The sequence below is a fragment of the Klebsiella sp. LY genome (assembly GCF_004010915.1).
Taxonomy (GTDB): domain Bacteria; phylum Pseudomonadota; class Gammaproteobacteria; order Enterobacterales; family Enterobacteriaceae; genus Klebsiella; species Klebsiella quasipneumoniae.
In genome coordinates this window covers 4,706,618-4,731,801 of the sequence record NZ_CP022444.1, presented here as the reverse complement: position 1 = coordinate 4,731,801, position 25,184 = coordinate 4,706,618, and the positions used below count along the sequence as shown (strand labels likewise).

Here is a 25,184-nt window from a genome sequence, read left to right as displayed (position 1 = left end):
TACCCTTAAAAGCCGCAATAAACTATTACGGCGATGATGTATGAAATTACTCTTTGACGGGAAAATAAACTCTTTATTTTTTGACGTCCGGCAACAGAATGCCGCCAGGCGTCAAAATACATCGAGTTTTAAAATTTAAAATTATTGTGCTGCAGCTTTCTTAATGGCCGCGACGGCGGCTTTCAATACCCCTAAACCATCCACCTTGCCATACAGAAGAGAATCGATGACTTCTACCGGTTTATTCGGCAGCAGGCGCTGAATTTCCGGTAACATATACGCAATTTGTGGCCCTAATAATACAACGTCGGCTTCCGGTCCCTTTTCACCCGCGAGAGTTTCAGGATAGGCTTCAATAATGACCGGGACTTCGTATTTTTCCGCCTGCGCCCGCATTTTGGAGACCAGCAGTGACGTGGACATGCCTGCCGAGCAGAACAGATAAATGTGTTTCTTTTCCATGAACGCTTCCTCAATGTGTGAGACCAGGGCCTTCAGTAACCGCTGAGAGCCGGTAAGACTGGTAACATCCGGTTAATTCTGTTTATGGGATGAGTATACGGCAAGCTGAGCCGTCGTGATAATTCCCTGTTGAACAGAATTGTCTCTCATTGACCTCCGGTTTTGACTACCCTCACATTTTCACCCAAATAATTCGCGCAATTAAATAAGCATCAGGACTCACAAAAAAGCCCGACCAGTGGTCGGGCTTACGTACAACTCAGTCAACAGTAGGGCGCTTACTTAGCGTTGCGCGGATCCGTATCATACTCGGCGCAGGTCTGGTAGCCGGAGTTCATCACGTGCCCCGTTTCGTCGAGGGCCACAAAGTAGGTCTCCACTTTACCATCTCTTTGACCGAGGATATAGGTCTGGCAGGTGCCGCGGGCATGGACCATCGTCACTTCCGTTGAAGGTTTGCCAGCGATCTGCATCACCTGCTGACGCGACATCCCTTTCTTCACATCTTTCACCACCGGCTGGGTAAACTGGTCTTTGGTACGATCGTAAGCGGTACAGCCCGCGAGTAAGGTTAACGCGACGGTGACGCCCAGTATTCCTGCTAAGCTTTTGTTCATTTTGGTTCCTCTCTTCCACTGTGTAACGATAAGCCTGGAATAAATAGTGTTATTTTTCAAGCCGAACAGCGAAATCATGTCTGAGTGTGTTATTACGTAAACAGGATTGACGCTCCGCCGCCGACCGGCGCTTTCTCCTGCGCGGTGGCATCTATAATGAAATCCTATGTCATTGATTGCCTTCTTTTCCGGCAGTCAAAACCCCGGTCCTTGTCGTTTCAGCGGCAAAGAGGTAGCTTTAAGCCAACAGGTTGCCAAACAGATTCACTTTCGGAGGGCGCGATGACGCTACAACAAGAGATTATTCAGGCGCTGGGCGCGAAGCCGCAGATTGATGCCGCAGACGAGATCCGTCGCAGCGTCGATTTCCTGAAATCCTATCTGCAGACTTACCCTTTTATTAAATCGCTGGTGCTGGGTATCAGCGGCGGCCAGGACTCGACCCTGACGGGGAAACTGTGCCAGATGGCGATCAATGAACTGCGCGCCGAAACGGGCGACAGCAGCCTGCAGTTTATCGCCGTCCGTTTACCCTACGGCGTGCAGGCGGATGAGCAGGACTGCCAGGATGCCATCGCCTTTATTCAGCCTGACCGGGTGTTGACGGTGAATATCAAAGCCTCGGTACTGGCAAGCGAACAGGCGCTGCGCGAAGCGGGGATCGAACTGAGCGACTTCGTTCGCGGCAACGAAAAAGCCCGTGAGCGCATGAAAGCCCAGTACAGCATCGCCGGGATGACCCAAGGGGTGGTAGTCGGCACCGACCATGCAGCGGAGGCGATTACCGGCTTCTTCACCAAATATGGCGACGGCGGCACCGACATCAACCCGATCTTCCGCCTGAACAAACGTCAGGGCAAACAGCTGCTTGCCCATCTCGGCTGCCCGGAACATCTGTATAAGAAGTTACCGACAGCCGATCTGGAAGACGATCGCCCCTCCCTACCGGATGAAGTGGCGCTGGGGGTGACCTATGAGAATATCGACGACTATCTGGAAGGCAAAACGCTGGACCCCAGCATCGCCAAAACGATCGAAGGCTGGTATCTGAAAACCGAACACAAGCGTCGGCCACCGATCACCGTCTTTGACGATTTCTGGAAAAAATAGTCCCTCCCCCGCCCCGGCCCGCGCCGGGGTTGTTTTTTGCGCTTTTCGCCGCAAAAACCGCCTGCTATACTGGATGGATAGACAGTATCAGGAGTTATTGTGGCCAGAAAGCAATCTGCCCCGCGTCTGGAGTTTGAGGCGGCGGCGATCTATGAATATCCCGAACACCTTCGCCCGTGGCTGGAGACACTGCCGAAGCTGCCGGGCGTCTATCAGTTTCACGGCGATAGCGACACGATGCCGCTCTATATCGGCAAGAGCGTCAACCTCCGCAGCCGGGTGCTCTCCCACCTGCGCACCCCTGAAGAGGCGGCGATGCTGCGTCAGTCCCGGCGTATCACCTGGCAGCGCACCGCTGGCGAGCTGGGAGCGCTGCTGCTGGAGGCGCGGTTGATTAAAGAGCAGCAGCCGCTGTTTAACAAGCGGCTACGGCGTAACAAGCAACTCTGCGCCTGGCTGCTTGCGGACGACCGGCCGCAGATTGTCTATGCCCGCGAGGTTGATTTCTCGCACCAGCAGCATCTCTATGGTCTGTTCGCCAACCGGCGGGCGGCGCTGCAGATGCTGCAGAGCCTTGCTGACGAACAGCGCCTCTGTTACGGCCTGCTCGGTCTGGAGCCGCTCAGCCGCGGCCGCGCCTGCTTTCGATCCGCGCTGGGCCGCTGCGCCGGCGCCTGCTGTGGAAAGGAGAGCGTGGAGGCGCACCGTCAGCGTCTGCTGGCGCAGATGAGCAAGCTGCAGCTGGTGTGCTGGCCGTGGGCAGGACCGGTGGCGCTGGAGGAGCGCGGCCCGGATATGACGCAGTATCATGTCATTCATAACTGGCTGTGGCTGGGAGCCGTCGACTCGCTCAATGAGGCCGCTGCGCTGACCCGCCTGCCCGCCGGATTCGACCAGGATGGTTACAAAATCCTCTGTAAGCCTCTGCTCAGCGGCAACTACCCGTTGCATCCGCTTGGCTGAAAGACCAGAAACAAAAAACCGCCGGCCCTGCCCAACGCCTGATGGCATTATTGGGCAAGACCGGCGGTCTTGATTCAGTGCGCTACGTTATTCAGCGGGTGCAGGCATTTTACCTGCCGGCGCGTTGCGTTCTGTCAGATGCTTCTCAAAATTGGCATTGAACTGTTTTTTCTGCTCCGGGGTCAGAATGTTGTAGATCTTGTTCTGCGTTTCCAGGCGGGACAGCGCCATCGCTTTATGCTGCGCTTCCATCTTATCGATCTGCGCTTCCGCTTTCGCCTTGTCGAAGGTATCGCTGGCGATCAGCTCGTGCATCGCGCGGCGTTCGTCAAGGGACGGACGCTTCATGTTTTCGCGCTGGCTCTTCATGATCTCGCGGATCTGCTGCTTCTGCGCATCGGTCAGGTTCAGGCCTTTAAACATCATGTCATGCTGACCCGGGCCGCCTTTATGATGCATCATCATCGGCTTGCTGTCGCTCGGCGCGGTGGTGGAATCGGCGGCGTGTGCCAGGTTAGCCGCGCCCAGAGCCAGAGTAGAGGCAACAAACAGTGCAGTGAGTTTCTTCATCATTCAATCCTTACTTTACGTTATTCTTACGGCGCGTTGCCGTGTTGACGAGATTAACTTTACGACGTTAATCGTCAATTAGTCAGAGCAAGAGTAAAACAATGAAAGTGTAAAAAACAGTTTCTCACCAATTATGGAGAAAATAAGGAATTTGACGGAAGAATTGCAATAAAAAATAAATAACCTACTGTTTTGCAGAGCAATTATGGAGAGTATAAAGAAGAGGAGATTAAAAACAAAGCATTTTACCAGGAATAATCTGCAAATTTACACTGGCGCACGAAAAAATAAGAAGATGAATAACGACGTGCGAAATAAAGCAGGCCGCCCGGCGGACGGCTTGCCCTCAGGATAATTTTTCCAGCATCAGGCCAGCGCGCAGCCCCCTGGCCACCGCCGGATTGGGAAACAGAACATACTCCGGCTCTGCCCCCACCACATACCGCGTCTCCCCCTCCTCCGCCAGCAGCGTGCCTGGGGCGAAGGGGGTGAAGTTCAGCGTCTGTTCCGCCATATGCAAGCGGAAATCATCGCTATGGCGGGTGATCTGCTGCACCACCCGGTAGCGCAGCGGCGCCGGGGCGTCGGCAATGGCCAGATCCCCCACCAGCAACCGGGAGATAGCCCCCTCGGCGGCGGCAAACTGCGTTAGATCGTTTTCCCCCAACGGCAGCGCTTTGCCCAGTTCAAGAGTGCAGGCCAGCGCCGCGAACCGTTCGCAGCTGAAATGGGTGAAGGTCCCGCCCGGCTGGCGATGAAACACCAGCGCCTCCAGCCCGGCGCCGCCCAACCAGTGAAGAAAATCCTCCTCCCAGGGCGTATCGCGGGCCGGGAGCACGCCGAAGCGCGGATGCAGCGACCCGCGGATCGCGGTATGCAGATCGAGGTGCCAGCGCGGACCATCATGGTCGCGATAGAAGCGGGCCACCGCCTGCTCCAGCCGCTGCGCCCGCTGCGTCTCCTCGCTGGCCGGGAACTGCCGCCAGCGCTCGCCAAACATCCGGTTCATATCGCTGTGCAGATAGCGTTTATTCGCCCGCAGCGCCGGCGGGTTACCGACGATCACCAGCAGCCGCCAGCGCAGGGGGAGTGCCTCCCGGACCAGCCGCTGCACCAGCCGGTCGACAATCTCCACCGGCGCCGTTTCGTTGCCATGGATGGCGCAGGAAAGCACCAGCCCGCGCTCGCAGCGCGCATGCGGCGTCAGCTCGAGGATCCCCTCGCCGAGCCAGTGCCAGCGGAAATGGGCCGTCTCGCCGTGAAAGTGATGGGGCAATCGCCCCGCCAGGGTTAATGCCAGAAAGTGTTCCACCGCGCCCCCTTATTGCTGAAATGGATAAACCGAACCGAGCTGCAGGATCTGGGTCAACCGATCCAGCGCATCGCGCCCTTCCCGCAGCAGCTGTGGGTCGGCGAGGTCGGCCTGGGTGAGGCGGTCGCGATAGTAGCGATCCACCCAGTCATTGAGGGTGGCAAACAGCGTATCGTTCATCAGGACGTGCGGATTGACCGCCTGATACTCCTCGGCCGTCAACACCACCCGCAGGCGCAGGCACGCCGGACCGCCGCCGTTGGCCATACTCTCGCGCAGATCAAACACCTGCAGCGCGGCGATGGGGTTATCTGCGGCCAGCAGCTCATTAAGATAGTTCCACACGCCCGGATGCGCCTGGGCTTCCTGGGGCAGGATCAGCGCCATGCTGCCGTCCGCCCGGCTCAACAGCTGACTGTTGAACAGATAGGTAGCAACCGCCTCTTCCACCGTGACCCGGCTGGCGGGAACCACCAACGGGGTAAAGCCCGGCACCTGCTGCGCAAGCTGCTGCAAAACCGCGTCCTGGTCGGCAAAGGCCTGCTCATGGCAGAACAGGACCTGACGGTTGCTCACCGCGATGACGTCGTTATGAAAAACCCCCTTGTCGATCGCCTCCGGATGCTGGCGGGCGAAGATCAGCTGGCGGGGATTGACCTGATTGAGGCGCGCCACCGCCTGGCTTGCCTCAAGGGTTTGCCGCGCCGGATAGCGACGTGGCGCCTCCTCGCTTCCCCGACGGCGGCCATAGACAAATAGCTGGACGCCGGGGGCGCCATATTCGCCGCCGAGACGGTTATGGTTCGCCGCCCCTTCGTCGCCAAACCAGGCAGAGGCAGGCAGCGCCGGGTGGATGGCAAATCGCGTGCGGTCCGGGAATATCGCCTGCAGCAGCGCCCCGGTGGTGGGGGCTTCACTGGCGCGGTGGAATTTATCCTGCAGATTCGCCACCGTCAGGTGCACCAGGCCATCCAGCGAATCGGCGGAGGGACAGACGGTCGCGGCGTTCGCCACCCACATCGCCGAGGCCGAACTCACCGCCGACAACAGATCCGGATCCTGCTGGGCCGCACGGGCCACCACCTGCTCATCGCTGCCGCTAAAGCCCAGCTGACGCAGGAGCGGCACGTTGGGTCGTTCCTGAGGGGGGATCACCGCCTGCGGATAGCCGGCGTCGGCAAGGGCTTTCATTTTTTTCAGCCCCTGCTTCGCCGCCAGCTGCGGGTTCGACACCCGATAGCGGTGCCGGGTGGAGGCCTCATTGCCAAAGGAGAGCCCTGCGTAGTGATGGGTCAGTCCGGGCAGACCATCAAAGTTGACTTCGCGGGCGGTCATAACGCCTCCCCGGCCCGGAAGTCGAGCCCCGGATTGAGACTGGCGGGCAGCGTCAGGGTCGGCGATTCGAGACTGGCCATCGGCCAGGCGCAATAATCTGCGGCATACCAGGCCCCGGGGCGATGATTGCCTGAGGCTCCGGTGCCGCCGAACGGCGCGGTACTCGCCGCCCCGGTCAGGGGTTTGTTCCAGTTGACTATCCCGGCCCGTGCCTCAAGCAGCAGCCGATCGAACTTCTCTCGTTCCGGGGAGATTAACCCGCAGGAGAGGCCGAAGCGGGTGGCGTTGGCCAGGGCTATCGCCTCTTCGAAAGTATCGTAGCGCCAGACGCCAAGCAGCGGGCCGAACACCTCTTCATCCTCGACCTGGGCCATGTCGCTCATGTTGACAATCCCCGGCGTCAGCAGCGACGTCCCGGCCTGCAATAACCGCGGCTCCAGCAGGGTGACCGCGCCAGCAGCGACCCGCTGCAGCCAGGCCTGATGCACTTTCTGCGCGGCCTGTTCAGAGATAAGCCCGCCGAGAAACGGCTGCGGCTCGGCGTCCCACGCCGCGGGGATCAGCCGTTGGCTGACCGTCACCAGCCTGGAGAGGAAGGCATCCCCCGCCTCTCCGCGCCGGACCAGCAGACGTCGGGCGCAGGTGCAGCGCTGGCCGGCGGTAATAAAGGCGGACTGGATGGTCAGATGCACCGCGGCATCGACGTCCCGTGGGTCGTCAACGATCAGCGGATTATTGCCGCCCATCTCCAGCGCAAGGATCTTTTGCGGCTGCCCGGCCAGCTGGCGATGCAGATGAAAACCGGTGGTCGAGCTGCCGGTAAACAGCAGCCCATCGATGTCCGCCTGGCCGCTGAGCGCCTCGCCGGTTTCCCGACCGCCCTGCAGCAGGTTGAGCACGCCGGCGGGCAGGCCAGCTTGCTCCCACAGCTTCACCACCGCTTCGCCGCTGTGCGGGGTTAATTCGCTGGGTTTAAAGACCACAGTATTGCCCGCCAGCAACGCCGGCACGATATGCCCGTTCGGCAGATGGCCGGGAAAGTTATAGGGACCAAAGACCGCCAGCACGCCATGCGGCCGGTGACGCAGCGTCGCGGCGCCATCGGGCAGATCGCTGTGCTGTTCACCAGTGCGGGTGTGATACGCCTTCACCGAGATCGCCACCTTGTTGATCATCGCCGTCACTTCCCCGGCCGCCTCCCAGCGCGGCTTTCCGGTCTCGGCGCCGATAATCGCCGTCAGCTCCGCCTTGCTGGCCTCCAGCAGGCTGGCAAACTTTTCGACGATGGCCTGGCGGTCGGCAAACGGCAGCCGCGCCCAGGCCGGGAACGCCTGGCGGGCAGCCGCGACCGCCTCGGCAACCTGCCCGGCATCCGCCGCCTCGCCCTGCCAGACAATCTTCAGGTTGACCGGATCCTGTTTGCTGAAGCGCGGCCCATCGCCGGGCCGCCATTCGCCGTTAATCCACAGACTCATGCGGTTTTCTCCTCAGGGATCAAGCGCACCATGCGCACCTGGTCGCCAGCATGACACTTCAGCATATCCAGCTCGCGGGCGCTGAGGGTCAGGGTGTCGCCATCCGGGTCGGCACGCACCAGCAGGGCGCGGAACTGGTGATACTGTTCGTTCGCCACGAGGCACAACGGCCAGTCGCCGGGTGGCGTTTCGCCGGCCTCGGTGGTCACCAGACGGCTTTTGCGGATCGCCCGCACCCGGTCGATATCGCACTCCAGGGTCGGGCCACCGTCGAAAATATCGATGTAGTTCAGGTAGCGGAATCCCTCTTTCTCCAGCACCGTCCGGGCCGGGGCGGTCTGCGGATGGACCTTGCCGATCACCGCCTGCGCCTCGGGGGTGAGGAAATCGATATACAGCGGATGCTTGGGCATCAGGGCGGCAATGAAAGCCTTTTGTCCGGTGCCGCACAGGTAGTCGGCGCGGGAAAACTCCATGGCGAAAAAGCGTTTGCCCAGGCTCTCCCAGAACGGGGAATAGCCGTGCTCGTCAATCACCCCGCGCATCTCGGCGACCACCTTCTCATTGAAGCGCTCGCGAAAAGCGGCCATAAATAAGAAGCGCGATTTCGACAGCAGATAGCCATTGCCCTCTTTGCGCCACTGCGGGTCGAGGAACAGGGTGCACAGCTCACTGCTGCCGGTGTGGTCGTTGCTGAGAAACAGCGTCGGCAGCGCCTGGTAGACGTTAAGCTCCTTCGAGGCATGGACCTGAGTGCCGACCCGGTAGTTGTACCAGGGATCGTTGAGGCCCACCGCCACCTCTATCGCGCAGATGCCCACCACCGTGCCGCTCTCGCTCTCCTCCAGCACAAAGACATAACCTTGCTCGCTTTTCGGCAGCTCGCCGCGCCAGGTTTGCTGCGAGCGGGCGATCCGCGCCGCGAGGGTCGCTTCATCCACCGGCAGCGAGGTCAGCCCGCCGCCGGTCTCCGCTGCCAGCTTCAGCAGCCCGGGCAGATCGCCCGACTCCACTGGTCGAATAACCATCATGATGAGACTCCCGCCAGGAAACGCGCGCAGGCCCGCTCGACGCGATCCAGACCGCTGTTCACCTCTTCTTCACTGACGTTCAGCGCCGGAGCGAAACGCACCACGTTGGCGCCGGCGATCAAGATCATCACCCCCTCTTCCGCCGCCAGGTTGCTGAGGGCTTTCGCCTTCCCGGCCCAGGCGTCGTTCAGCACGCAGCCGAGCAACAGCCCCAGGCCGCGGATCTCCTTGAACAGGCCATAGCGGGCGTTGATCGCCTGCAGACGTTCGCAAAACCACTGATGGCGCTGTCTGACGCCGGAGAGCACTTCCGGGGTGTTGACGATCGACAGCAGCTCGCCGGCCACCGCCCCCGCCAGCGGGTTGCCGCCGTAGGTGGTGCCGTGGGTGCCGACGGTCATCACGCTGGCGCAGGCCTCTGTGGCCAGCAGCGCGCCGATGGGGAAGCCGCCGCCCAGCGCTTTGGCGGTAGTCAGCACATCGGGCGTCACGCCGTAGTGCATATAGGCGTACAGCTCGCCGGTGCGTCCGACCCCAGTCTGCACTTCATCGAAAATCAGCAGGGCGTTGTGCTGGTCGCAAAGCTGACGCAGGCCGCGTAAAAACTCGACGCTGGCCGGCACCACGCCCCCTTCACCCTGCACCGGCTCGACGATCACCGCGCAGGTTTGGTCATTGATTAAGGCCTTTGCCGACTCGAGATCGTTAAACACCGCATGCTGGATCTGCGGCGGCAGCGGAGCAAAATCCCGGGAGTAGGCCGGCTGACCGCCCGCCGAAACGGTGAACAGCGTCCGCCCGTGGAAAGCGTTCTGGAAGGCGACGATGCCGCTTTTCTCGCTGCCAAAGCGATCGTGGGCATATTTACGCGCCAGCTTGAGCGCCGCCTCATTAGCCTCGGCCCCGGAGTTACAGAAGAAGACCCGATCGGCGAAAGTGGCATCAATAAGCATTTTGGCCAGCCGCAGGATCGGCTCATTCGTATACCCGTTGCCGGTATGCCAGAACTTGCCCGCCTGCTCGGTGAGGGCCTGCACCAGACGCGGATGCGCATGCCCCAGCGCGTTCACGGCGATACCGCCGGCAAAATCGATATACTCTTTGCCCTCCTGATCCCACAGCCGCGACCCGGCGCCCCGCACCGGAATAAACGCCGCTGGCGCGTAGACCGGCATCATCCATTCATCAAAGTGGTTACGCGTAATTGACTGAGACATATCGACCTCTTCCGGTAAATTAAAAGTAGCAATAATGTTAATAAATATGAGTTATTACGCTGTAAATGTAGATTGCACGGTTCGTGCCAGCCAGCGATAAAAATGCATAAACCGGATGAGATAACGCAATATCAACGAGTTACAACCTAACGCTATTCATATAAAATGCATATTTAGTGAATAACTATCCGATAAAGGGGGATGAACAGTGATTAAAGAAGATAAGTTATGCAACGGTAAGATATAATTCTGTAATTGTGATCTTCTGCGAAATTTATCGTAGATATTTGCCCTTTTTTGGCGCGGCGTGCCCGCAAAAGGGGCACCCACGGCACGATCATGCGCAGCGATTGGCAGAATGACGCATCGGATGGCAGCCAGCCTGGCGAATTTCTGCTACCATCCCTGCACTATTCACCTTGCACAGTGGCAGCGACTATGAAATTCGTCTCTTTTAATATCAACGGCCTGCGCGCCCGCCCACACCAACTGGCCGCCATCGTCGAAAAACACCAGCCGGACGTGATTGGCCTGCAGGAAACCAAAGTTCACGACGACATGTTCCCTCTCGAAGAGGTCGCCAGACTCGGCTATAACGTCTTTTATCACGGCCAGAAAGGCCATTATGGCGTCGCGCTGCTGACCAAAGAGACGCCGATTGCCGTCCGCCGCGGTTTCCCTAACGATGGCGAAGAGGCTCAGCGCCGCATCATCATGGCGGAGATCCCGTCGCCCTTCGGTAACGTCACGGTGATTAACGGTTATTTCCCGCAGGGTGAAAGCCGCGATCATGAGACCAAATTCCCGGCCAAAGCGGCGTTCTATCAGAATCTGCAGAACTACCTGGAGAGCGAGCTCAACAAAGAGAATCCGGTACTGATCATGGGCGATATGAACATCAGCCCTACCGATCTCGACATCGGTATCGGTGAAGAGAACCGCAAACGCTGGCTGCGCACCGGCAAATGTTCCTTCCTGCCGGAAGAACGGGAATGGATGGATCGCCTGCTGGGCTGGGGCCTGGTAGATACCTGGCGTCAGGCTAACCCTGACAATCATGAGCACTTCTCGTGGTTTGATTACCGCTCCAAAGGCTTTGACGATAACCGTGGGCTGCGCATCGACCTGCTGCTGGCCAGTCAGCCTCTGGCCCAGCGCTGCGTGGAGACCGGGATCGATTATGAGATCCGCGGGATGGAAAAACCATCCGACCACGCGCCAGTGTGGGCCACCTTCCGGCCGTAAGTCACGTCCTTCTCTCGCCTCCCGCCGCGCGGGGGGCAGAATTTCCTGAGCAAAATCAACAAAGCGACGGTAAACCATTGTGACCGTCGTCGGAACAGGATACTGTCGCGCGCACTTTTTGACGTCCACCGCGTCCAGGCTGTACAGGAGACCCCTTCATGAAAAAGAAGCCATCATCCGGCCATTGGTAAAGGGCTGGTACTTCTCGCGCTGGCGGCCACGCTGGCCGTTATCAGCCACCGCGTTGGTCTTCACGATCTGCTGACTCACCTGCATCTGCTGCAGGAGACCCTCCGCCATCATGGCGCCTGGGGCTATCTGGTCTATGTTGCGCTATTTATCATTGCCACCCTGTGCCTGATCCCCGGCAGCCTGCTGGTGATCGCCGGCGGGGTGCTTTTCGGCCCGCTGACCGGCTCTCTGCTCTCGTTTGCCGCCGCCACCGTCGCCTCTTCGTTGTCGTTTTTGATCGCCCGCTGGCTGGGGCGCGATCTGCTGCAGCGCTATGTAGGCCATACCGCCGTCTTCCAGGCCATTGAGCGCGGTATCGCCCGCAGCGGCAGCGATTTCCTGATCCTCACCCGCCTGGTGCCACTCTTTCCCTACAACATTCAGAATTACGCCTACGGCCTGACGGCGATCCCCTTCTGGCCTTTTACTCTGATCTCCGCCGTGACCACCCTGCCGGGCCTGGTCATCTATTCGGTGATGGCCAGCGAACTGGCCCGCGAAGGAGCGACCCTCGCTTTCGCGCTCAAGTTGAGCCTCGCCGGCGGGCTGCTGTTTGCCCTGGTGCAGATGGGCAAACGGTTTGCCCGCGCCCGCCGTGTGGCAACGCCCGGCGAGGAGGTGCGCCATGACCCGACCTGATCGCCGTCACCTGCGCCGCGCCAGGCTGGCCCTTGCCGTGGTGGCTGTCGCCGGGCTGACCGCCTGGCTGTGGTTCCCCGACGGGCGAGCCTTTCTGCAACACAGCCTGACGGCGTTAGCGTCGCTGGATCCCCAGTATGTCAAAAACTTTATCGCCGCCTGGGGGACGCAGGCGGCGCTGGTCTCTTTTGCGCTAATGATCCTCCAGGCGATCGTCGCCCCGCTGCCGGCCTTCCTGATCACCCTGGCGAACGCCGCGCTGTTCGGCGCCTTCTGGGGAGGCATGCTGTCGTGGTTCAGCGCCATGGTCGGGGCCGGGCTCTGCTTTTGCATCGCCAGAGCGCTGGGGCGCGAGATGGTGGAGAAGCTCACCGGCCGCACGGTGCTGCGCAGCGTCGACGGCTATTTCGCCCGCTATGGCGCGCAGACGATCCTGATCTGCCGCCTGCTGCCGTTTGTCCCTTTTGATCCGGTCAGCTATGCCGCCGGACTGACCTCGCTGCGCTTCTGGCCCTTTATGCTGGCCACCGGCGTGGGCCAGCTGCCGGCGACCATCGTCTATTCCTGGGCCGGAAGCCTGCTGACCGGAGGCGCCTTCTGGCTGGCCACCGGCCTTTCGCTGCTTTTGGCCCTGGCGGTGGTCATCTCCATCGCCAAAAATATTTACCGTGAACGTCATAAGAGATCGTCGCCATGAGCTTACCCCCGCTGGATACTGTCCCCCTGATCCTTCGTCCGCAGGCCTGGCTGCACCGCCGGCATTACGGCCAGGTGCTGAGCCCCATTCGCTGGTGGGGACGGATCCCGTGGCTGTTTTACCTGGTTTCGCTGTTCGTGGGCTATATTGAACGCCGCCGCTCGCCGTTGGATCCGGTGCTGCGCTCGCTGGTCAGCGCCCGCATCGCCCAGCTGTGCCACTGCGAATTCTGCATCGATATCACCAGCATGACCCTCGCGGCGCGGAGCGGGAGCCTGGACAAGCTGCTGGCGGTCGCCGACTGGCGCAGCAGTAAGCTGTTCAGCGAAAAAGAGCGTCTGGCGCTGGCCTATGCCGAAGCCGCCACCCAGACGCCGCCGGAGGTGGATGATGCCCTGCGTAGCGCGATGGCCGCGCATTTTGACGCCCGGGCGCTCACCGAGTTGACCGCCCTGATTGGCCTGCAAAATTTATCGGCGCGGTTCAATGCCGCGATGGCGATCCCTGCCCAGGGGCTGTGCAAGATACCTGGTTCTTCCCCGCACCATAAGGAGTAACGATGCGCCGTTTGCGTGATTTCAGCCTCTGTCTGTGCCTGCTGCTGCTCTGGCCGCTGGTGGTTCAAGCCGACGACAGCTGGCGGCAGACCCAGACGGAAGCCCGCGGCCAGACCGTCTGGTTTAACGCCTGGGGTGGAGACCCGGCCGTCAACCGCTATCTGGCGTGGGTCAGCGAGGAGGTCAAACGCCACTACGCGATCGACCTGCGTATTGTCCCTATCGCCGATGCCGCCGACGCGGTGAAACGCATCCAGACTGAGGCGCAGGCCGGCCGTCGCCGCGGCGGGTCGGTGGATCTCCTGTGGATCAACGGCGAGAACTTTCACACCCTAAAACAGGCCAACCTGCTGCTCACCGGCTGGGCAGAATCGCTGCCCAACTGGCGCTATGTCGATCTGCAAAAACCGGTTCAGGAAGATTTTTCTGTCGCCACCGAGGGCGCGGAGTCGCCGTGGGGCAGCGCCCAGTTGACGTTTATCGCCCGCCGCGGGCAAACGCCGCAGCCACCCACCAGTCCGCAGGCGCTGCTGGCCTTCGCCAGAGCCCATCCCGGCAGCGTGACCTACCCGCGGCCGCCGGACTTTACGGGTACCGCCCTGCTGGAGCAGCTGCTGATCGCCCTCACCGACCAGCCTGCCGCCCTGCGCCAGCCGCCGCAGACGGCGACCTTCTCGGCGGTCACCGCCCCGCTGTGGCGCTATCTCGATGCGCTGCACCCGACGCTGTGGCGGGCGGGTAAGGATTTCCCGGCGTCGCCGGCGCGGATGGACGCCATGTTCAACCAGGGCACCCTCCGCCTGTCGCTGACGTTTAACCCGCTCCATGCCCGCCAGAAGGCCGTCAGCGGGGAGTTACCGGCGGACAGCTACAGCTTCGGCTTTACCGGAGGGACCCTCGGCAACGTCCATTTCGTTACCATCCCGGCCAACGCACGCGCCGTCGCCGCGGCCAAAGTGGTCGCCAATTTCCTGCTTTCCCCTGAGGCGCAATTGCGCAAGGCGGATGCCGCCGTCTGGGGCGATCCAAGCGTACTGGACCCGCAGCGTCTGCCTGACAAACAGCGTCAGGCGCTGGCGGCCACCCTGCCGCAGGATCTGCCGCCGGTGCTTGCCGAGCCACATGCGGCGTGGGTTGACGCGCTGGAGCAGGAATGGCTGCGCCGCTACGGTACCCACTGATCCTGCTGGCCTGGGGGACGATGGCGGCCATCTATCTGCCCTTATTCCCCGCCGCTGCAGGGCTGATGTGGCCGGCGCTCTCCCCGGTCCACTGGCGGGCGCTGTTCGCCGACCCGCAGCTGGGCCAGGCGCTGGCCGCCACCCTTGTTTCCACGCTGCTGTCCGTCGGCGGTGCGCTACTGATCGCCCTGACCATCGTCGCCGCTTTCTGGCCTTCGGCCCGCTGGCGGCGGCTGGCTTCCCGCCTGCCTTTGCTGCTGGCGGTGCCCCATCTTGCCCTGGCGACGGCGGCGCTGCTGCTGTTCGCCGAAGGCGGCTGGATCTGGCAGCGACTGCCGTTTTTGACGCCGCCGGTCGACCGGTACGGCATCGGGCTTGGCCTGACGATGGCCCTTAAAGAGAGCGCCTTTGTGCTATGGGTGATCTACGGCCTGCTGGGGGAGGCGCGCCTCGCCGACCAGGCGACAGCGCTAAAGAGCCTCGGTTACGGCCGCTGGCAGTGCCTGCGCTGGCTGGTGCTGCCTGCGCTGCTGCCCGCCCTCGGCATGGTGCTGCTGGCCGCCGCGGCCTGGAGCCTGTCGACGGTAGACGTCGCCCTGGTGCTGGGGCCCGGCAATCCGCCCACCCTCGCCGTGCTGGCGTGGCAGTGGTTAAGCCAGGGCGATGACATGCAGCAGGCGAAAGGGGCACTGGCCAACCTGCTGCTGCTGGCGATCCTCGGCGGGCTGGCGCTGGTCGCCTGGGGCGGATGGCGGCTACAGCGTCGGCGTCTGCCCGATCTGCGCGGCATTCGGCATCCCCATCCCCACGCCCTGCCCGGCCGCCTGCTGGCGAGTGCCCTGCCGCTGAGCGGCCTGCTGTGCGCGCTATTGCTGGCGGGGCTGGCGCGCTCGGCGCCGCCGCAGATGGATGCCCTGGGCAACAGCCTTGGCCTCGCGCTGATGGCTTGCGCCCTCGGCGCGGCCGTCTGCCTGCTGTGGCTGGCCTGCGGCCCGAAGCGGGGAGATGGCTGGGTCTGGCTGCCGCTGGTGCTGCCGGCCCTGCCGCTGGCCGATGGCCAGTACCGGCTGGCGCTGTACGCCTGGCTAGACGGCGAATGGTGGACCGTCCTGTGGGGCCATCTGCTGTGGGTGGTGCCGTGGATGCTATTTATTTTGCGCCCGGCCTGGCGCCAGCGCGATCCGCGGATGACGGTGATCGCCCGCACGCTCGGCTGGGGACCCACGCGTATTTTCTGGCTGTTGACTCTGCCCTCGCTGACCCGCCCGCTGCTGACCGCCCTGGCGGTGGGCTTCTCGGTGAGCATCGCGCAGTATCTGCCAACGCTATGGCTGGGGGCAGGCCGTATCCCGACGCTCACCAGCCAGGCGGTGGCGCTCAGCAGCGGCGGCGAGGCGCAGACGCTTGCCGCCCAGGCGCTGTGGCAATTACTGCTGCCGGCGGTATGCTTTATCCTGACGGCCCTGCTGGCCTGGCTGGCAGGCCGCTATCGACGAGGACTTCGCTAGTGCTAACCGTAAACCATCTGACCCTAAGCGTGAACCGTCAGCCGCTGCTGCGGGAGGTCGACTTTTCGGTGGCCCCGGGTGAAGTGCTGACGCTGATGGGCCCTTCCGGCAGCGGAAAATCGACGCTGTTTGCGTGGATGATTGGCGCCCTGGCCGGCGACTTCCGCGCCGAGGGCGAGCTGTGGCTCAACGGGCGGCGGTGCGATACGCTGCCCACGGAGCGCCGGCGCATCGGCGTCCTGTTTCAGGACCCGTTGCTGTTCGACCATTTCAGCGTCGGGCAAAATTTACAGCTGGCGCTACCGGAAAGCGTGCGCGGCGAGGCGCGAAAAGCCGCGGTGGAGCAGGCGCTCAGTCGCGCCGGGCTGCATGGCTTCGCCGCGCGCGACCCGGCCACGCTCTCCGGCGGACAGCGGGCGCGGGTGAGTCTGCTGCGCGCCCTGCTGGCGCGCCCCGAGGCGCTGCTGCTGGATGAACCCTTCAGCCGCCTGGATGCCGCCCTGCGCGCCGCGTTCCGCCGCTGGGTATTTGAGGAACTGGCCCGCCAGGCCATTCCGGCGATCCTGGTGACCCACGATCGCGAGGACTGTCCGCCGACGGGGCGCTGCCTGACGATGGAGCGCTGGCAATGAAGAGCAATAGCGTGCAAACCTGCGTTACCGCAAAGAAATCAACGCCTGGCAAGCGGAGAATACGCCCTCCACTTTTTACCGTCGGGCATTTCGATGAAACGTGTTTCTCAATTGACCGCACTCGCCCTGTTCATGGGGCTTGCTGCTTCCACCACCTTCGCCGCTGAAACCATGCCAGCGCTCACTCTTTCCCACCTGCAACAGCAGCACGGCGTGGCCATCGACACCCGCCTGAGCGCTTATTACAACGGCTGGCCGCAGCGCGCCAACGGCCCGGAAGGGCATGAGCCGCAGGCGCTGAATCTTTCCGCCCGCTGGCTCGGCGCCATGAGCGACGAGCAGCTCCGCGGCTGGGCTAAGCAGCACCAGCTCCAGGCCGATACCCCCCTTGCGCTGTACGGCAGTCCTGAGGATAACGCCAGCGTCGCGGCGCGACTGAAACAAGCGGGCTTCACCCGGCTCAACACCCTGAGCGACGCCCTGAGCCAGGGAGACCGTCTGCAAAAGCTGCCGCACTTTGAACAGCTGGTTTATCCGCAATGGCTGCACGACCTGCAGCAAGGGAAAAGCGTGGCCGCCGCCCCGGCTGGCGACTGGAAAGTAGTTGAGGCCGCCTGGGGGGCGCCGAAGCTCTATCTGCTGAGCCATATCCCGGGCGCGGGCTATATCGATACCAATGAGGTGGAGAGCGAACCGCTGTGGAATAAAGTGTCCGATGCGCAGCTGAAGGCGATGCTGGCGAAGCACGGCATCCGCCATGACACCACGGTGATCCTCTACGGTCGCGACGTTTACGCCGCGGCGCGTGTGGCGCAGATCATGCTGTACGCCGGCGTCAAAGACGTGCGCCTGCTGGACGGCGGCTGGCAGACCTGGTCCGACGCCGGTCTGCCGGTGGAGCGCGGCATGCCGCCGACGCCGCAGCCGGCGCCAGATTTTGGCGCGCCGATCCCCGGCCAGCCGCAGCTGATGCTGGATACCGAGCAGGCCCGCGGCCTGCTCCACCGTCAGGACGCCTCGCTGGTCAGCGTCCGCTCGTGGCCGGAGTTTATCGGCACCACCAGCGGCTACAGCTATATCAAACCGAAGGGCGATATCGCCGGCGCCCGCTGGGGCCATGCCGGAAGCGACTCCACGCACATGGAAGACTTCCATAACCCGGACGGCACCATGCGCAGCGCCGACGATATCGCTGCCCTGTGGCGCCAGTGGAACATCCTGCCGAACCAGCAGGTGGCGTTCTATTGCGGGACCGGCTGGCGGGCCTCGGAAACCTTCATGTATGCCCGGGCCATGGGCTGGCCGCACGTCGCTGTCTATGACGGCGGCTGGTACGAATGGAGCAGCAACCCGCACAATCCGGTCGCCCGCGGCGAGCGCGGCCCGGAAAGCAGTCAGTAACCCCCCCCACCAGCGCGTCGCCACCAGCCGGCGACGCGCGCTTTCCCGCTCACGCCACCCGCTTTAAGGTCTGGTAGCCGCTGGCGATACGCGTCGCCGTCGTCAGCCAGCATAGCGCGCCAAACAGCCACGCCAGCCAGGCAAAATGTGCCGGAAACAGGCAGCTGAGGACAAACAGCAGGATGGTTTCCGTCCCCTCCGTCAGCCCCCCGAGGTAGTGCAGCGATTTATGGGCATAGCCGGGATTGGCGATCTGGTGCTTTGCCGCCAGCGCGGCAAAGGCGAGAAAGCTGCTGCCGGTGCCGATAAAGGCAAACAGCAGCCAGCCGCCCGCCAGGGCGTTATTCTGCGGATCCGCCAGGATAAAACCGAACGGCACCAGGGCATAGAAGAGAAAATCCAGTGAGATATCGAGAAAACCGCCGGCGTCGCTCAGCCCGCGCCGCCGCGCCAGGGCGCCGTCCAGGCCGTCCAGCAGGCGGTTGAGAAGAATGGCCGCCAGCGCCGCGCCATACCACCCTAATGCCAGAAATGGCAGAGCCAGCACGCCGATGGCAAAACCGAGCAGCGTCAGCCTGTCTGGTGAAATACCCGGGCGGTCAAGCGCGCCGGCGACAGCGTTAAGGAGGGGTTTGAGGCGAGGATGCAGGTGGCTATCAAGCACGAGGATCTCCAGCAGAGTTGGCGGTTGTCAGTGAAGGTCTATGGCGGTGATAATAGGCCAGTTTGGCCTTATTAACGTTGATGCTTATGCTAAAAATGATTGAAGTTGTCGCCGCCATTATTGAACAGGATGGCAAAATTCTGCTGGCGCAGCGCCCGCCCCACGCCGACCAGCCGGGAATGTGGGAGTTCGCCGGCGGCAAAGTGGAGCCAGGTGAAAGCCAACCGCAGGCGCTGACCCGGGAACTGCAGGAGGAAATGGGCATCATCGCCCACCCGGCATGCTATATCGCCAGCCATCAGCGGGAAGTCTCCGGTCGTCAGATCCATCTGCACGCCTGGTGGGTGCCGGATTTTCAGGGCGTGCCGCTGGCCCACTATCACAGCCAGCTGCGCTGGTGCCTTCCTGCCGACGCCTTAACCCTCGATCTCGCCCCGGCCGATATCCCCCTCCTGCACGCCTTTATCGCCCGGCGCCCGTCCCTTTCCCTCCGCTGATCCGCTCGCCGCCTCGTCATCGTTTTTAGTTATGACGGGCGGGCAATTATAAATTTTGCTGACGGCTTAATTTTTCCTTGCTTGCCTAAGGATTAGCGGTGTTATAGTCGGAAAATCGGTTTTTTCAAGGACCGAATCATAATAAATACATGCAACCACAACCATAAGGGGAACTTATATCTATGGATCAGACGTGCACTCTGGAAGGCTTTCTCACCCGCGTTCAACAGCGCGATCCCCATCAAACCGAATTTGCTCAAGCCGTCCGGGAGGTCATGACCACCCTGTGGCCTTTCCTTGAGGAAAATCCGCGCTATCGTCAGCTTGCTTTGCTGGAACGTCTGGTGGAACCGGAGCGCGTGATCCAGTTCCGCGTGGTGTGGGTGGACGACCGCAATCAGGTCCAGGTCAACCGCGCGTGGCGCGTGCAGTTCAACTCGGCCATCGGCCCGTATAAGGGCGGAATGCGCTTCCACCCGTCGGTAAACCTGTCGATTCTCAAATTCCTTGGCTTCGAGCAGACCTTCAAAAACGCCCTGACCACGCTGCCGATGGGCGGCGGGAAAGGCGGCAGCGATTTCGATCCTAAAGGCAAGAGCGATGGCGAAGTGATGCGCTTCTGCCAGGCGCTGATGACCGAGCTTTATCGCCATCTGGGCCCGGATACCGACGTACCGGCGGGCGATATCGGCGTCGGCGGCCGCGAGGTCGGCTTTATGGCCGGAATGATGCGTAAGCTCTCCAACAACAGCGCCTGCGTCTTCACCGGTAAAGGCCTCTCCTTCGGCGGCAGCTTGATCCGTCCGGAAGCCACCGGTTACGGCCTGATCTACTTCACCGAAGCGATGCTCAAACGTCACGGCCTCGGCTTCGAAGGCGCTCGCGTGGCGGTTTCCGGCTCCGGCAACGTCGCGCAATACGCCATTGAGAAAGCGATGGAGCTTGGCGCGCGGGTGGTCACCGCCTCCGACTCCAACGGCACCGTCGTTGACGAAGCGGGCTTCACCAAAGAAAAACTGGCCCGCCTGATCGACATCAAAGAGCGTGCCCACGGCCGGGTGGCCGACTACGCCCGCGAATTTGGCCTCACCTATCTCGAAGGCCAGCAGCCGTGGTCAGTGCCGGTGGATATCGCTCTGCCTTGCGCCACCCAGAACGAACTGGATGCCGACGCCGCTCGCCAGCTGATTGCCAACGGTGTGAAGGCCGTGGCGGAAGGCGCCAACATGCCAACCACCATCGCCGCGACCGATCTGTTCCTTGAAGCTGGCGTGCTGTTTGCCCCGGGCAAAGCGGCCAACGCCGGCGGCGTGGCGACGTCCGGTCTGGAGATGGCGCAGAACGCCGCGCGCATGGGCTGGAAAGCGGAAAAAGTGGATGCCCGTCTGCATCACATCATGCTGGATATCCACCACGCCTGCGTGCAGTACGGCGGTGAAGCGAAGCAGACCAACTACGTGCGCGGCGCCAATATCGCTGGTTTCGTCAAGGTGGCGGACGCCATGCTGGCCCAGGGCGTGATTTAACCTCCCCTCACGCCATCCCGGCGGCTGCCCGCCGGGATGTCTCTCACGATGACATCGTGATCACCACTTTCCCCAGATGCTGACCACTGTCCAGACAGGCATGCGCCTCGGCAATTTCCGCCATCGGGTAGCTGGCGTAGATCATCGGCTTGCATTTCCCAGCCTCAAGCAGCGGCCAGACGTGGCGCCGCAGCGCCTCGGCAATCTCCTGTTTCTCCGCCGCCGTCCGGCCGCGCATGGTGGAGCCGGTGACGGTGGCCCGCTTGAGCATCAGGGTCTGAATGTCGACCTCATGGGCCATTCGCCCGCCCATAAAGCCGATGATGACCAGCCGCCCGTCCTTTTTCAGCAGCCCCAGGTTGCGGTTAAAGTAAGGGCCGCCCACGATATCCAGAATGACATCCACCCCTTCATCGTTGGTCAGCTGATGAATTTTCTCAGCGAAATCTTCGGTTTTGTAGTTGATCGCCGTGGCGTAGGGCCGCAGCGCGGCAATTTTTTCGTCCTGACCGACGGTGGCATAGACGGTCATCCCCAGCGCGTGACACAACAGGATCGCGGTGGTGCCAATCCCGCTGGCGCCGCCGTGGATCAGAATGCTCTCGCCGGGCTGCAGCTTACCGAGCTGGAAAACGTTCGCCCACACCGTGAAGAAGGTTTCCGGAATGGCGGCCGCTTCGCTAAAGCTGAGGCCCGCCGGGATCGGCAGCGTCTGGCCTGCCGGGACGGCGCAGTATTCGGCATACCCGCCGCCGTTGGTCAGCGCGCAGACGCGATCCCCGGGGGCAAAGGCCGCGACCTGCGCACCAACCTTCACGACCACGCCCGCCACCTCGAGGCCGGGCACGGGGGTAACCCCCTCAGGCATGGGATACAGACCCTGGCGCTGCAAAATATCCGGCCGGTTGACGCCCGCCGCTTTCACCTCGATGAGCACCTCATGCTCCCCGATAGTGGGGATCTCACCTTCGCGGATCTGTAAAACCTCCGGGCCACCCGGTTGGCTGATAGCGATATATTTCACGGGTCCTCCTTATCGCCTGTGAGAGAATTAAGCAAGGCATCGGGAAGGGCAATGGGCGCCCCCGTTCTGCGGGGCGATCGTCCCCCCCTTCCCGGCTGTTTAGTGTAGACCATTGACCAGTCTGGCGGAGAAACGGCGGCCGTGGGGAATGGCCTCCTCACGGCCGCCGGGCAGGTTATTGCGGCGGCGGCGCGGCATCCTCTGCCGCTTTTTTGCCTTTCGCTTTGCCTTTACTGAACGATTTTTTCGCCCCGCCCGGCGCCACCAGACCGCGGAACTGGCGCACCGGCGTGCTGCGCGCCTGCTCGATTAGCTGATACAGCGTGCCCACCAGCGGCTGCATAAAGTCCTGATAGCGGCACTGTTTCTCGCTGATTTGCGTCAATACCGACTCCCAGTGGGCGGTCATGTCCGGTCGACCGGCCATCTCCGGCAGGGAATGAATCAGCGCCCTTCCGGCCTCCGAGGAGTGGATATAGCGCCCTTTTTTAGTCAGGAAACCGCGCTTAAACAGCAGCTCGATAATCCCGGCGCGGGTTGCTTCGGTGCCGAGGCCGTCAGTAGCGCGGAGGATCTTCTTCAGATCTTTATCCTGCACGAAGCGGGCAATCCCGGTCATCGCCGACAGCAGCGTGGCGTCGGTAAAGTGGCGCGGCGGCTGCGTCTGGCGCTCCACCACTTCGCCCCTCTCGCACAGCAGTTCATCGCCTTTGGCCACCACCGGCAGCGGCGTGCCGTCGTTCTCTTCATCGCGCTCTTTGCTGCCAAGCAGCGTCCGCCAGCCCGCCTCGGCCAGAAAACGCGCTTTGGCGACAAACTTACCGTTGGCGATCTCGAGGTCAATCTGGCATTTACGGAACACCGCGTCCGGGCAGAACTGCATCAGATACTGGCGGGCGATCAGGGTGTAGACCTTCGCTTCGTTATCGGTGAGTTTGACCTGGCTGCTGCGGGCGGTCGGGATAATCGCATGGTGCGCGTCGACCTTTTTATCATCCCAGCAGCGGTTGCGGATCTCCGGATCCACCACCGGCTGCGGCAGCAGATCCGCCGCATGGACGGCAATCGCATTCAGCACCGCATGGCGGCCGGCGAAATGTTCTTCCGGCAGATAGCGGCTGTCCGAGCGCGGATAGGTGATGAGCTTGTGGGTTTCATACAGCTTCTGGCAGATATCCAGCACGTTTTGCGCGCTGAAGCCGAAACGTTTGGCCGCCTCAATCTGCAGCGCCGACAGCGAAAACGGCAGCGGCGCGGGTTCGGAATCGCGCTTATCGTTATAGCCGGTCACCAGCGCCGGCTGGCCTTCAATACGCTTAACCACGTGCTCGGCCAGCGGACGATGCAGCAGGCGCCCTTCTTCATCCTGGTAAGGTTCGCAGGCTTCGCTCGGCACCCAGGTCGCGACAAAGCGCTCCTCCTGCGGCGTGACGATATGCGCTTTGACATCGAAGAAGTCTTTGGCGACGAAGTTTTCAATCTCTTCATCGCGGCGCACCACCAGGCCGAGCACCGGGGTCTGCACCCGCCCCACGGAGAGCACCCCCTGATAGCCGGCGTTGCGCCCCAGCAGGGTATAGGCCCGGGTCATATTGATGCCGTACAACCAGTCGGCGCGCGCCCGCGCCAGCGCCGACACGCAAAGCGGCACAAACTCGCTGTTAGCGCGCAGGCGGTTGATCGCCCGCTCAACCGCCTGCGGGTTGAGATCGTTTATCAGACAGCGCTGCACCTGCTGACGCTTCTCCGGCGCCAGCTGCAGGTAGTCGAGTACCTCATCCACCAGCAGCTGCCCCTCACGGTCGGGGTCGCCGGCGTGGATAACCTCCTCGGCCTCGCCGAGCAGGCGCTTGATGACATTCAGCTGTTTGGTGACCGAAGGTTTTGGCTGCAGCTGCCATTTCTCCGGCACAATCGGCAGATCGGTGAGATTCCAGCGGGCATAGCGGCTGTCATAGACGTCCGGCTGCGCCTGCTCCAGCAGGTGACCGATACACCAGGTGACCACCTGCCCGTTGCCGCACTCAATAAAGCCATCGCCTTTGCGATGCGGTTTAGGCAACACATCGGCGATAGCCCGACCGAGACTCGGTTTTTCTGCAATAAACAACCGCATCGAATCAACGGATCTCGATCATGGGTCGTCCGCCGCGGGCGGTCACCAGCTCGCCGATGGCGGCCAGCTTAATACCGAACTCCGCTGCGGCAGCCTGCACTTCCGCCTCCGCCTCCGGGGTCACCGCCAGCAGTAGACCGCCGGAGGTCTGCGGGTCGCAGAGCAGATCGCGCCACTCCGTCGGCATCTCGCCCATCAGATGGCCGTAGCTGGCAAAGTTGCGCCCGGTGCCGCCCGGCACCGCGCCGGCGGCGATATACTCCTCCACCCCCGGCAGTTTCGGGATATCGGCATAGCGCAGTTGCGCCTGCACGCCGGCTCCGCGGCACACTTCGCTGAGGTGGCCGAGCAGGCCAAAGCCGGTGACGTCGGTCATCGCCTTCACCCCGTCGATAGCGGCAAACGCGGCGCCGGCGAGGTTCATCTGGCACATGGTCTCCGTCGCCAGCCCGTGATGCTCCGGCTTGAGCAGCGATTTTTTCTCTGCGGTGGTCAGCACGCCGATCCCCAGCGGTTTGGTGAGATACAGTTTGCAGCCCGCCTGCGCGGTGCTGTTTTTCTTGATGCGCTCGGTGGGCACCACGCCGGTGACCGCCAGACCGAAGATCGGCTCCGGGGCGTCAATGGAGTGGCCGCCCGCCAGCGCGATCCCCGCCTGCTGACAGGCAAAGCGCCCGCCCTCCACCACTTCGCGGGCGATTTCCGGCGCCAGGGTGTTGATCGGCCAGCCGAGAATGGCAATCGCCATAATCGGTTTCCCGCCCATGGCGAAAATATCGCTGATGGCGTTGGTGGCGGCAATGCGGCCAAAGTCGAACGGATTATCGACAATCGGCATAAAAAAGTCGGTGGTGCTGACGATTGACGTGCCATTACCGAGATCGTAAACGGCGGCATCATCGCTGGTTTCGTTGCCGACAAGCAGGTTCGGGTCGACGAACTTCGCCTGCTCGCTATGCAGGATGGTTTCCAGCACTTTCGGGGAAATTTTACAACCACAACCGGCTCCGTGGCTGTATTGCGTTAAACGAATGGCTTGCTCGCTCATGGACATCTCCTGTCATTGCAATCCCGCTATGTTAGCGCCCAAACGCCAGGGTGGTAAGTACGACAGTCTGAAATCGCGTATGGTTGCTCATTAAGCAGACAAAAAGCCGTTTTTGCGAGACGCGGC

At 62.1% G+C, this 25,184-nt stretch carries 26 protein-coding genes; 12 read left to right on the top strand and 14 right to left on the bottom strand.

Features of this window, described 5'->3' with window-relative positions:
- Positions 1 to 5 precede the first annotated feature (5 nt).
- The 3 genes from CE636_RS29070 to osmE all read right to left on the bottom strand — a co-directional run bounded on the left by CE636_RS29070 (position 6) and on the right by osmE (position 1,079).
- Positions 6 to 122, bottom strand: a complete 117-nt coding sequence (locus tag CE636_RS29070) for a hypothetical protein (protein WP_032425961.1) — start codon at positions 120 to 122, stop codon at positions 6 to 8.
- A gap of 19 nt (positions 123 to 141) precedes the next feature.
- Complete coding sequence (chbB, locus tag CE636_RS26245) at positions 142 to 462, bottom strand: PTS N,N'-diacetylchitobiose transporter subunit IIB (protein ID WP_002901547.1); 321 nt, start codon at positions 460 to 462, stop codon at positions 142 to 144.
- 278 nt (positions 463 to 740) lie between these two features.
- Positions 741 to 1,079, bottom strand: coding sequence for an osmotically-inducible lipoprotein OsmE (gene osmE, locus CE636_RS26240; RefSeq protein ID WP_004203822.1), 339 nt, complete (start codon positions 1,077 to 1,079; stop codon positions 741 to 743).
- A 282-nt stretch (positions 1,080 to 1,361) separates the two neighbouring features.
- Between osmE and nadE the strand changes: the two genes are divergently transcribed.
- Both nadE and cho read left to right on the top strand, forming a co-directional pair.
- Positions 1,362 to 2,189, top strand: a complete 828-nt coding sequence (gene nadE / locus CE636_RS26235; RefSeq protein ID WP_004203821.1) for an ammonia-dependent NAD(+) synthetase — start codon at positions 1,362 to 1,364, stop codon at positions 2,187 to 2,189.
- A gap of 99 nt (positions 2,190 to 2,288) precedes the next feature.
- On the top strand, positions 2,289 to 3,152 hold the full coding sequence (gene cho / locus CE636_RS26230) for an excinuclease Cho (RefSeq protein WP_017898663.1): 864 nt from the start codon (positions 2,289 to 2,291) through the stop codon (positions 3,150 to 3,152).
- An 87-nt stretch (positions 3,153 to 3,239) separates the two neighbouring features.
- Here cho and spy read toward each other — a convergent pair whose 3' ends face one another.
- From spy to CE636_RS26200, 6 genes are all read right to left on the bottom strand, one after another.
- Positions 3,240 to 3,725: an ATP-independent periplasmic protein-refolding chaperone Spy gene (gene spy / locus CE636_RS26225; RefSeq protein ID WP_072500732.1), complete on the bottom strand. Its 486-nt coding sequence runs from the start codon at positions 3,723 to 3,725 to the stop codon at positions 3,240 to 3,242.
- 343 nt (positions 3,726 to 4,068) lie between these two features.
- Positions 4,069 to 5,034 (bottom strand): succinylglutamate desuccinylase, encoded by a 966-nt coding sequence (gene astE / locus CE636_RS26220; RefSeq protein ID WP_004203816.1) that lies wholly within the window; start codon positions 5,032 to 5,034, stop codon positions 4,069 to 4,071.
- Between the two features lie 9 nt (positions 5,035 to 5,043).
- Positions 5,044 to 6,369, bottom strand: a complete 1,326-nt coding sequence (astB, locus tag CE636_RS26215) for an N-succinylarginine dihydrolase (RefSeq protein ID WP_017898662.1) — start codon at positions 6,367 to 6,369, stop codon at positions 5,044 to 5,046.
- On the bottom strand, positions 6,366 to 7,844 hold the full coding sequence (astD, locus tag CE636_RS26210; RefSeq protein WP_017898661.1) for a succinylglutamate-semialdehyde dehydrogenase: 1,479 nt from the start codon (positions 7,842 to 7,844) through the stop codon (positions 6,366 to 6,368). Before astD ends, astB begins: the two co-directional genes overlap by 4 nt.
- Positions 7,841 to 8,875: an arginine N-succinyltransferase gene (gene astA, locus CE636_RS26205; RefSeq protein ID WP_004203813.1), complete on the bottom strand. Its 1,035-nt coding sequence runs from the start codon at positions 8,873 to 8,875 to the stop codon at positions 7,841 to 7,843. The genes astD and astA overlap by 4 nt, the downstream gene beginning before the upstream one ends.
- Complete coding sequence (locus CE636_RS26200) at positions 8,872 to 10,092, bottom strand: aspartate aminotransferase family protein (RefSeq protein WP_017898587.1); 1,221 nt, start codon at positions 10,090 to 10,092, stop codon at positions 8,872 to 8,874. The genes astA and CE636_RS26200 overlap by 4 nt, the downstream gene beginning before the upstream one ends.
- Before the next feature lie 438 nt (positions 10,093 to 10,530).
- On the opposite strand from CE636_RS26200, the gene xthA reads away from it, so the two are divergent.
- Positions 10,531 to 11,337 (top strand): exodeoxyribonuclease III, encoded by an 807-nt coding sequence (gene xthA / locus CE636_RS26195; RefSeq protein ID WP_004203811.1) that lies wholly within the window; start codon positions 10,531 to 10,533, stop codon positions 11,335 to 11,337.
- Positions 11,338 to 11,493: 156 nt separating this feature from the next.
- Here the strand turns inward: xthA and CE636_RS29470 are convergent, their stop codons facing one another.
- Complete coding sequence (locus CE636_RS29470; protein WP_017898588.1) at positions 11,494 to 11,637, bottom strand: hypothetical protein; 144 nt, start codon at positions 11,635 to 11,637, stop codon at positions 11,494 to 11,496.
- On the opposite strand from CE636_RS29470, the gene CE636_RS26190 reads away from it, so the two are divergent.
- From CE636_RS26190 to CE636_RS26160, 7 genes are all read left to right on the top strand, one after another.
- Positions 11,569 to 12,207 (top strand): TVP38/TMEM64 family protein, encoded by a 639-nt coding sequence (locus CE636_RS26190; protein WP_224052166.1) that lies wholly within the window; start codon positions 11,569 to 11,571, stop codon positions 12,205 to 12,207. The genes CE636_RS29470 and CE636_RS26190 overlap by 69 nt on opposite strands.
- Positions 12,194 to 12,904, top strand: coding sequence for a TVP38/TMEM64 family protein (locus CE636_RS26185; RefSeq protein WP_017898589.1), 711 nt, complete (start codon positions 12,194 to 12,196; stop codon positions 12,902 to 12,904). The genes CE636_RS26190 and CE636_RS26185 overlap by 14 nt, the downstream gene beginning before the upstream one ends.
- Entirely contained in the window at positions 12,901 to 13,461 is a 561-nt protein-coding gene (locus CE636_RS26180; RefSeq protein WP_017898590.1) for a carboxymuconolactone decarboxylase family protein, read from the top strand. Before CE636_RS26185 ends, CE636_RS26180 begins: the two co-directional genes overlap by 4 nt.
- Positions 13,462 to 13,463: 2 nt before the next feature.
- A complete protein-coding gene (locus CE636_RS26175) occupies positions 13,464 to 14,642 on the top strand; it encodes an ABC transporter substrate-binding protein (protein WP_017898591.1) in 1,179 nt (392 codons plus the stop codon).
- On the top strand, positions 14,615 to 16,150 hold the full coding sequence (locus CE636_RS26170; RefSeq protein ID WP_017898592.1) for an ABC transporter permease subunit: 1,536 nt from the start codon (positions 14,615 to 14,617) through the stop codon (positions 16,148 to 16,150). The genes CE636_RS26175 and CE636_RS26170 overlap by 28 nt, the downstream gene beginning before the upstream one ends.
- On the top strand, positions 16,150 to 16,782 hold the full coding sequence (locus tag CE636_RS26165; protein WP_017898593.1) for an ATP-binding cassette domain-containing protein: 633 nt from the start codon (positions 16,150 to 16,152) through the stop codon (positions 16,780 to 16,782). The genes CE636_RS26170 and CE636_RS26165 overlap by 1 nt, the downstream gene beginning before the upstream one ends.
- A 93-nt stretch (positions 16,783 to 16,875) precedes the next feature.
- Entirely contained in the window at positions 16,876 to 18,183 is a 1,308-nt protein-coding gene (locus tag CE636_RS26160) for a sulfurtransferase (RefSeq protein ID WP_004203802.1), read from the top strand.
- A gap of 49 nt (positions 18,184 to 18,232) precedes the next feature.
- Here the strand turns inward: CE636_RS26160 and CE636_RS26155 are convergent, their stop codons facing one another.
- Entirely contained in the window at positions 18,233 to 18,847 is a 615-nt protein-coding gene (locus tag CE636_RS26155; protein ID WP_004203800.1) for a CDP-alcohol phosphatidyltransferase family protein, read from the bottom strand.
- Positions 18,848 to 18,933: 86 nt separating this feature from the next.
- Between CE636_RS26155 and CE636_RS26150 the strand changes: the two genes are divergently transcribed.
- A complete protein-coding gene (locus CE636_RS26150; protein ID WP_025999077.1) occupies positions 18,934 to 19,344 on the top strand; it encodes a pyrimidine (deoxy)nucleoside triphosphate diphosphatase in 411 nt (136 codons plus the stop codon).
- Positions 19,345 to 19,526: 182 nt separating this feature from the next.
- Positions 19,527 to 20,870, top strand: coding sequence for an NADP-specific glutamate dehydrogenase (gene gdhA, locus CE636_RS26145; RefSeq protein ID WP_004203797.1), 1,344 nt, complete (start codon positions 19,527 to 19,529; stop codon positions 20,868 to 20,870).
- A 43-nt stretch (positions 20,871 to 20,913) separates the two neighbouring features.
- Here the strand turns inward: gdhA and CE636_RS26140 are convergent, their stop codons facing one another.
- The 3 genes from CE636_RS26140 to selD all read right to left on the bottom strand — a co-directional run bounded on the left by CE636_RS26140 (position 20,914) and on the right by selD (position 25,058).
- The gene (locus tag CE636_RS26140) at positions 20,914 to 21,894 is read right to left on the bottom strand and encodes an NAD(P)H-quinone oxidoreductase (RefSeq protein WP_004203796.1); all 981 of its coding nucleotides are present in this window, start codon (positions 21,892 to 21,894) and stop codon (positions 20,914 to 20,916) included.
- 175 nt (positions 21,895 to 22,069) lie between these two features.
- The gene (locus CE636_RS29220) at positions 22,070 to 24,010 is read right to left on the bottom strand and encodes a DNA topoisomerase III (RefSeq protein WP_004203795.1); all 1,941 of its coding nucleotides are present in this window, start codon (positions 24,008 to 24,010) and stop codon (positions 22,070 to 22,072) included.
- A 4-nt stretch (positions 24,011 to 24,014) separates the two neighbouring features.
- A complete protein-coding gene (selD, locus tag CE636_RS26130) occupies positions 24,015 to 25,058 on the bottom strand; it encodes a selenide, water dikinase SelD (RefSeq protein ID WP_004203794.1) in 1,044 nt (347 codons plus the stop codon).
- Between the last annotated feature and the right edge of the window lie 126 nt (positions 25,059 to 25,184).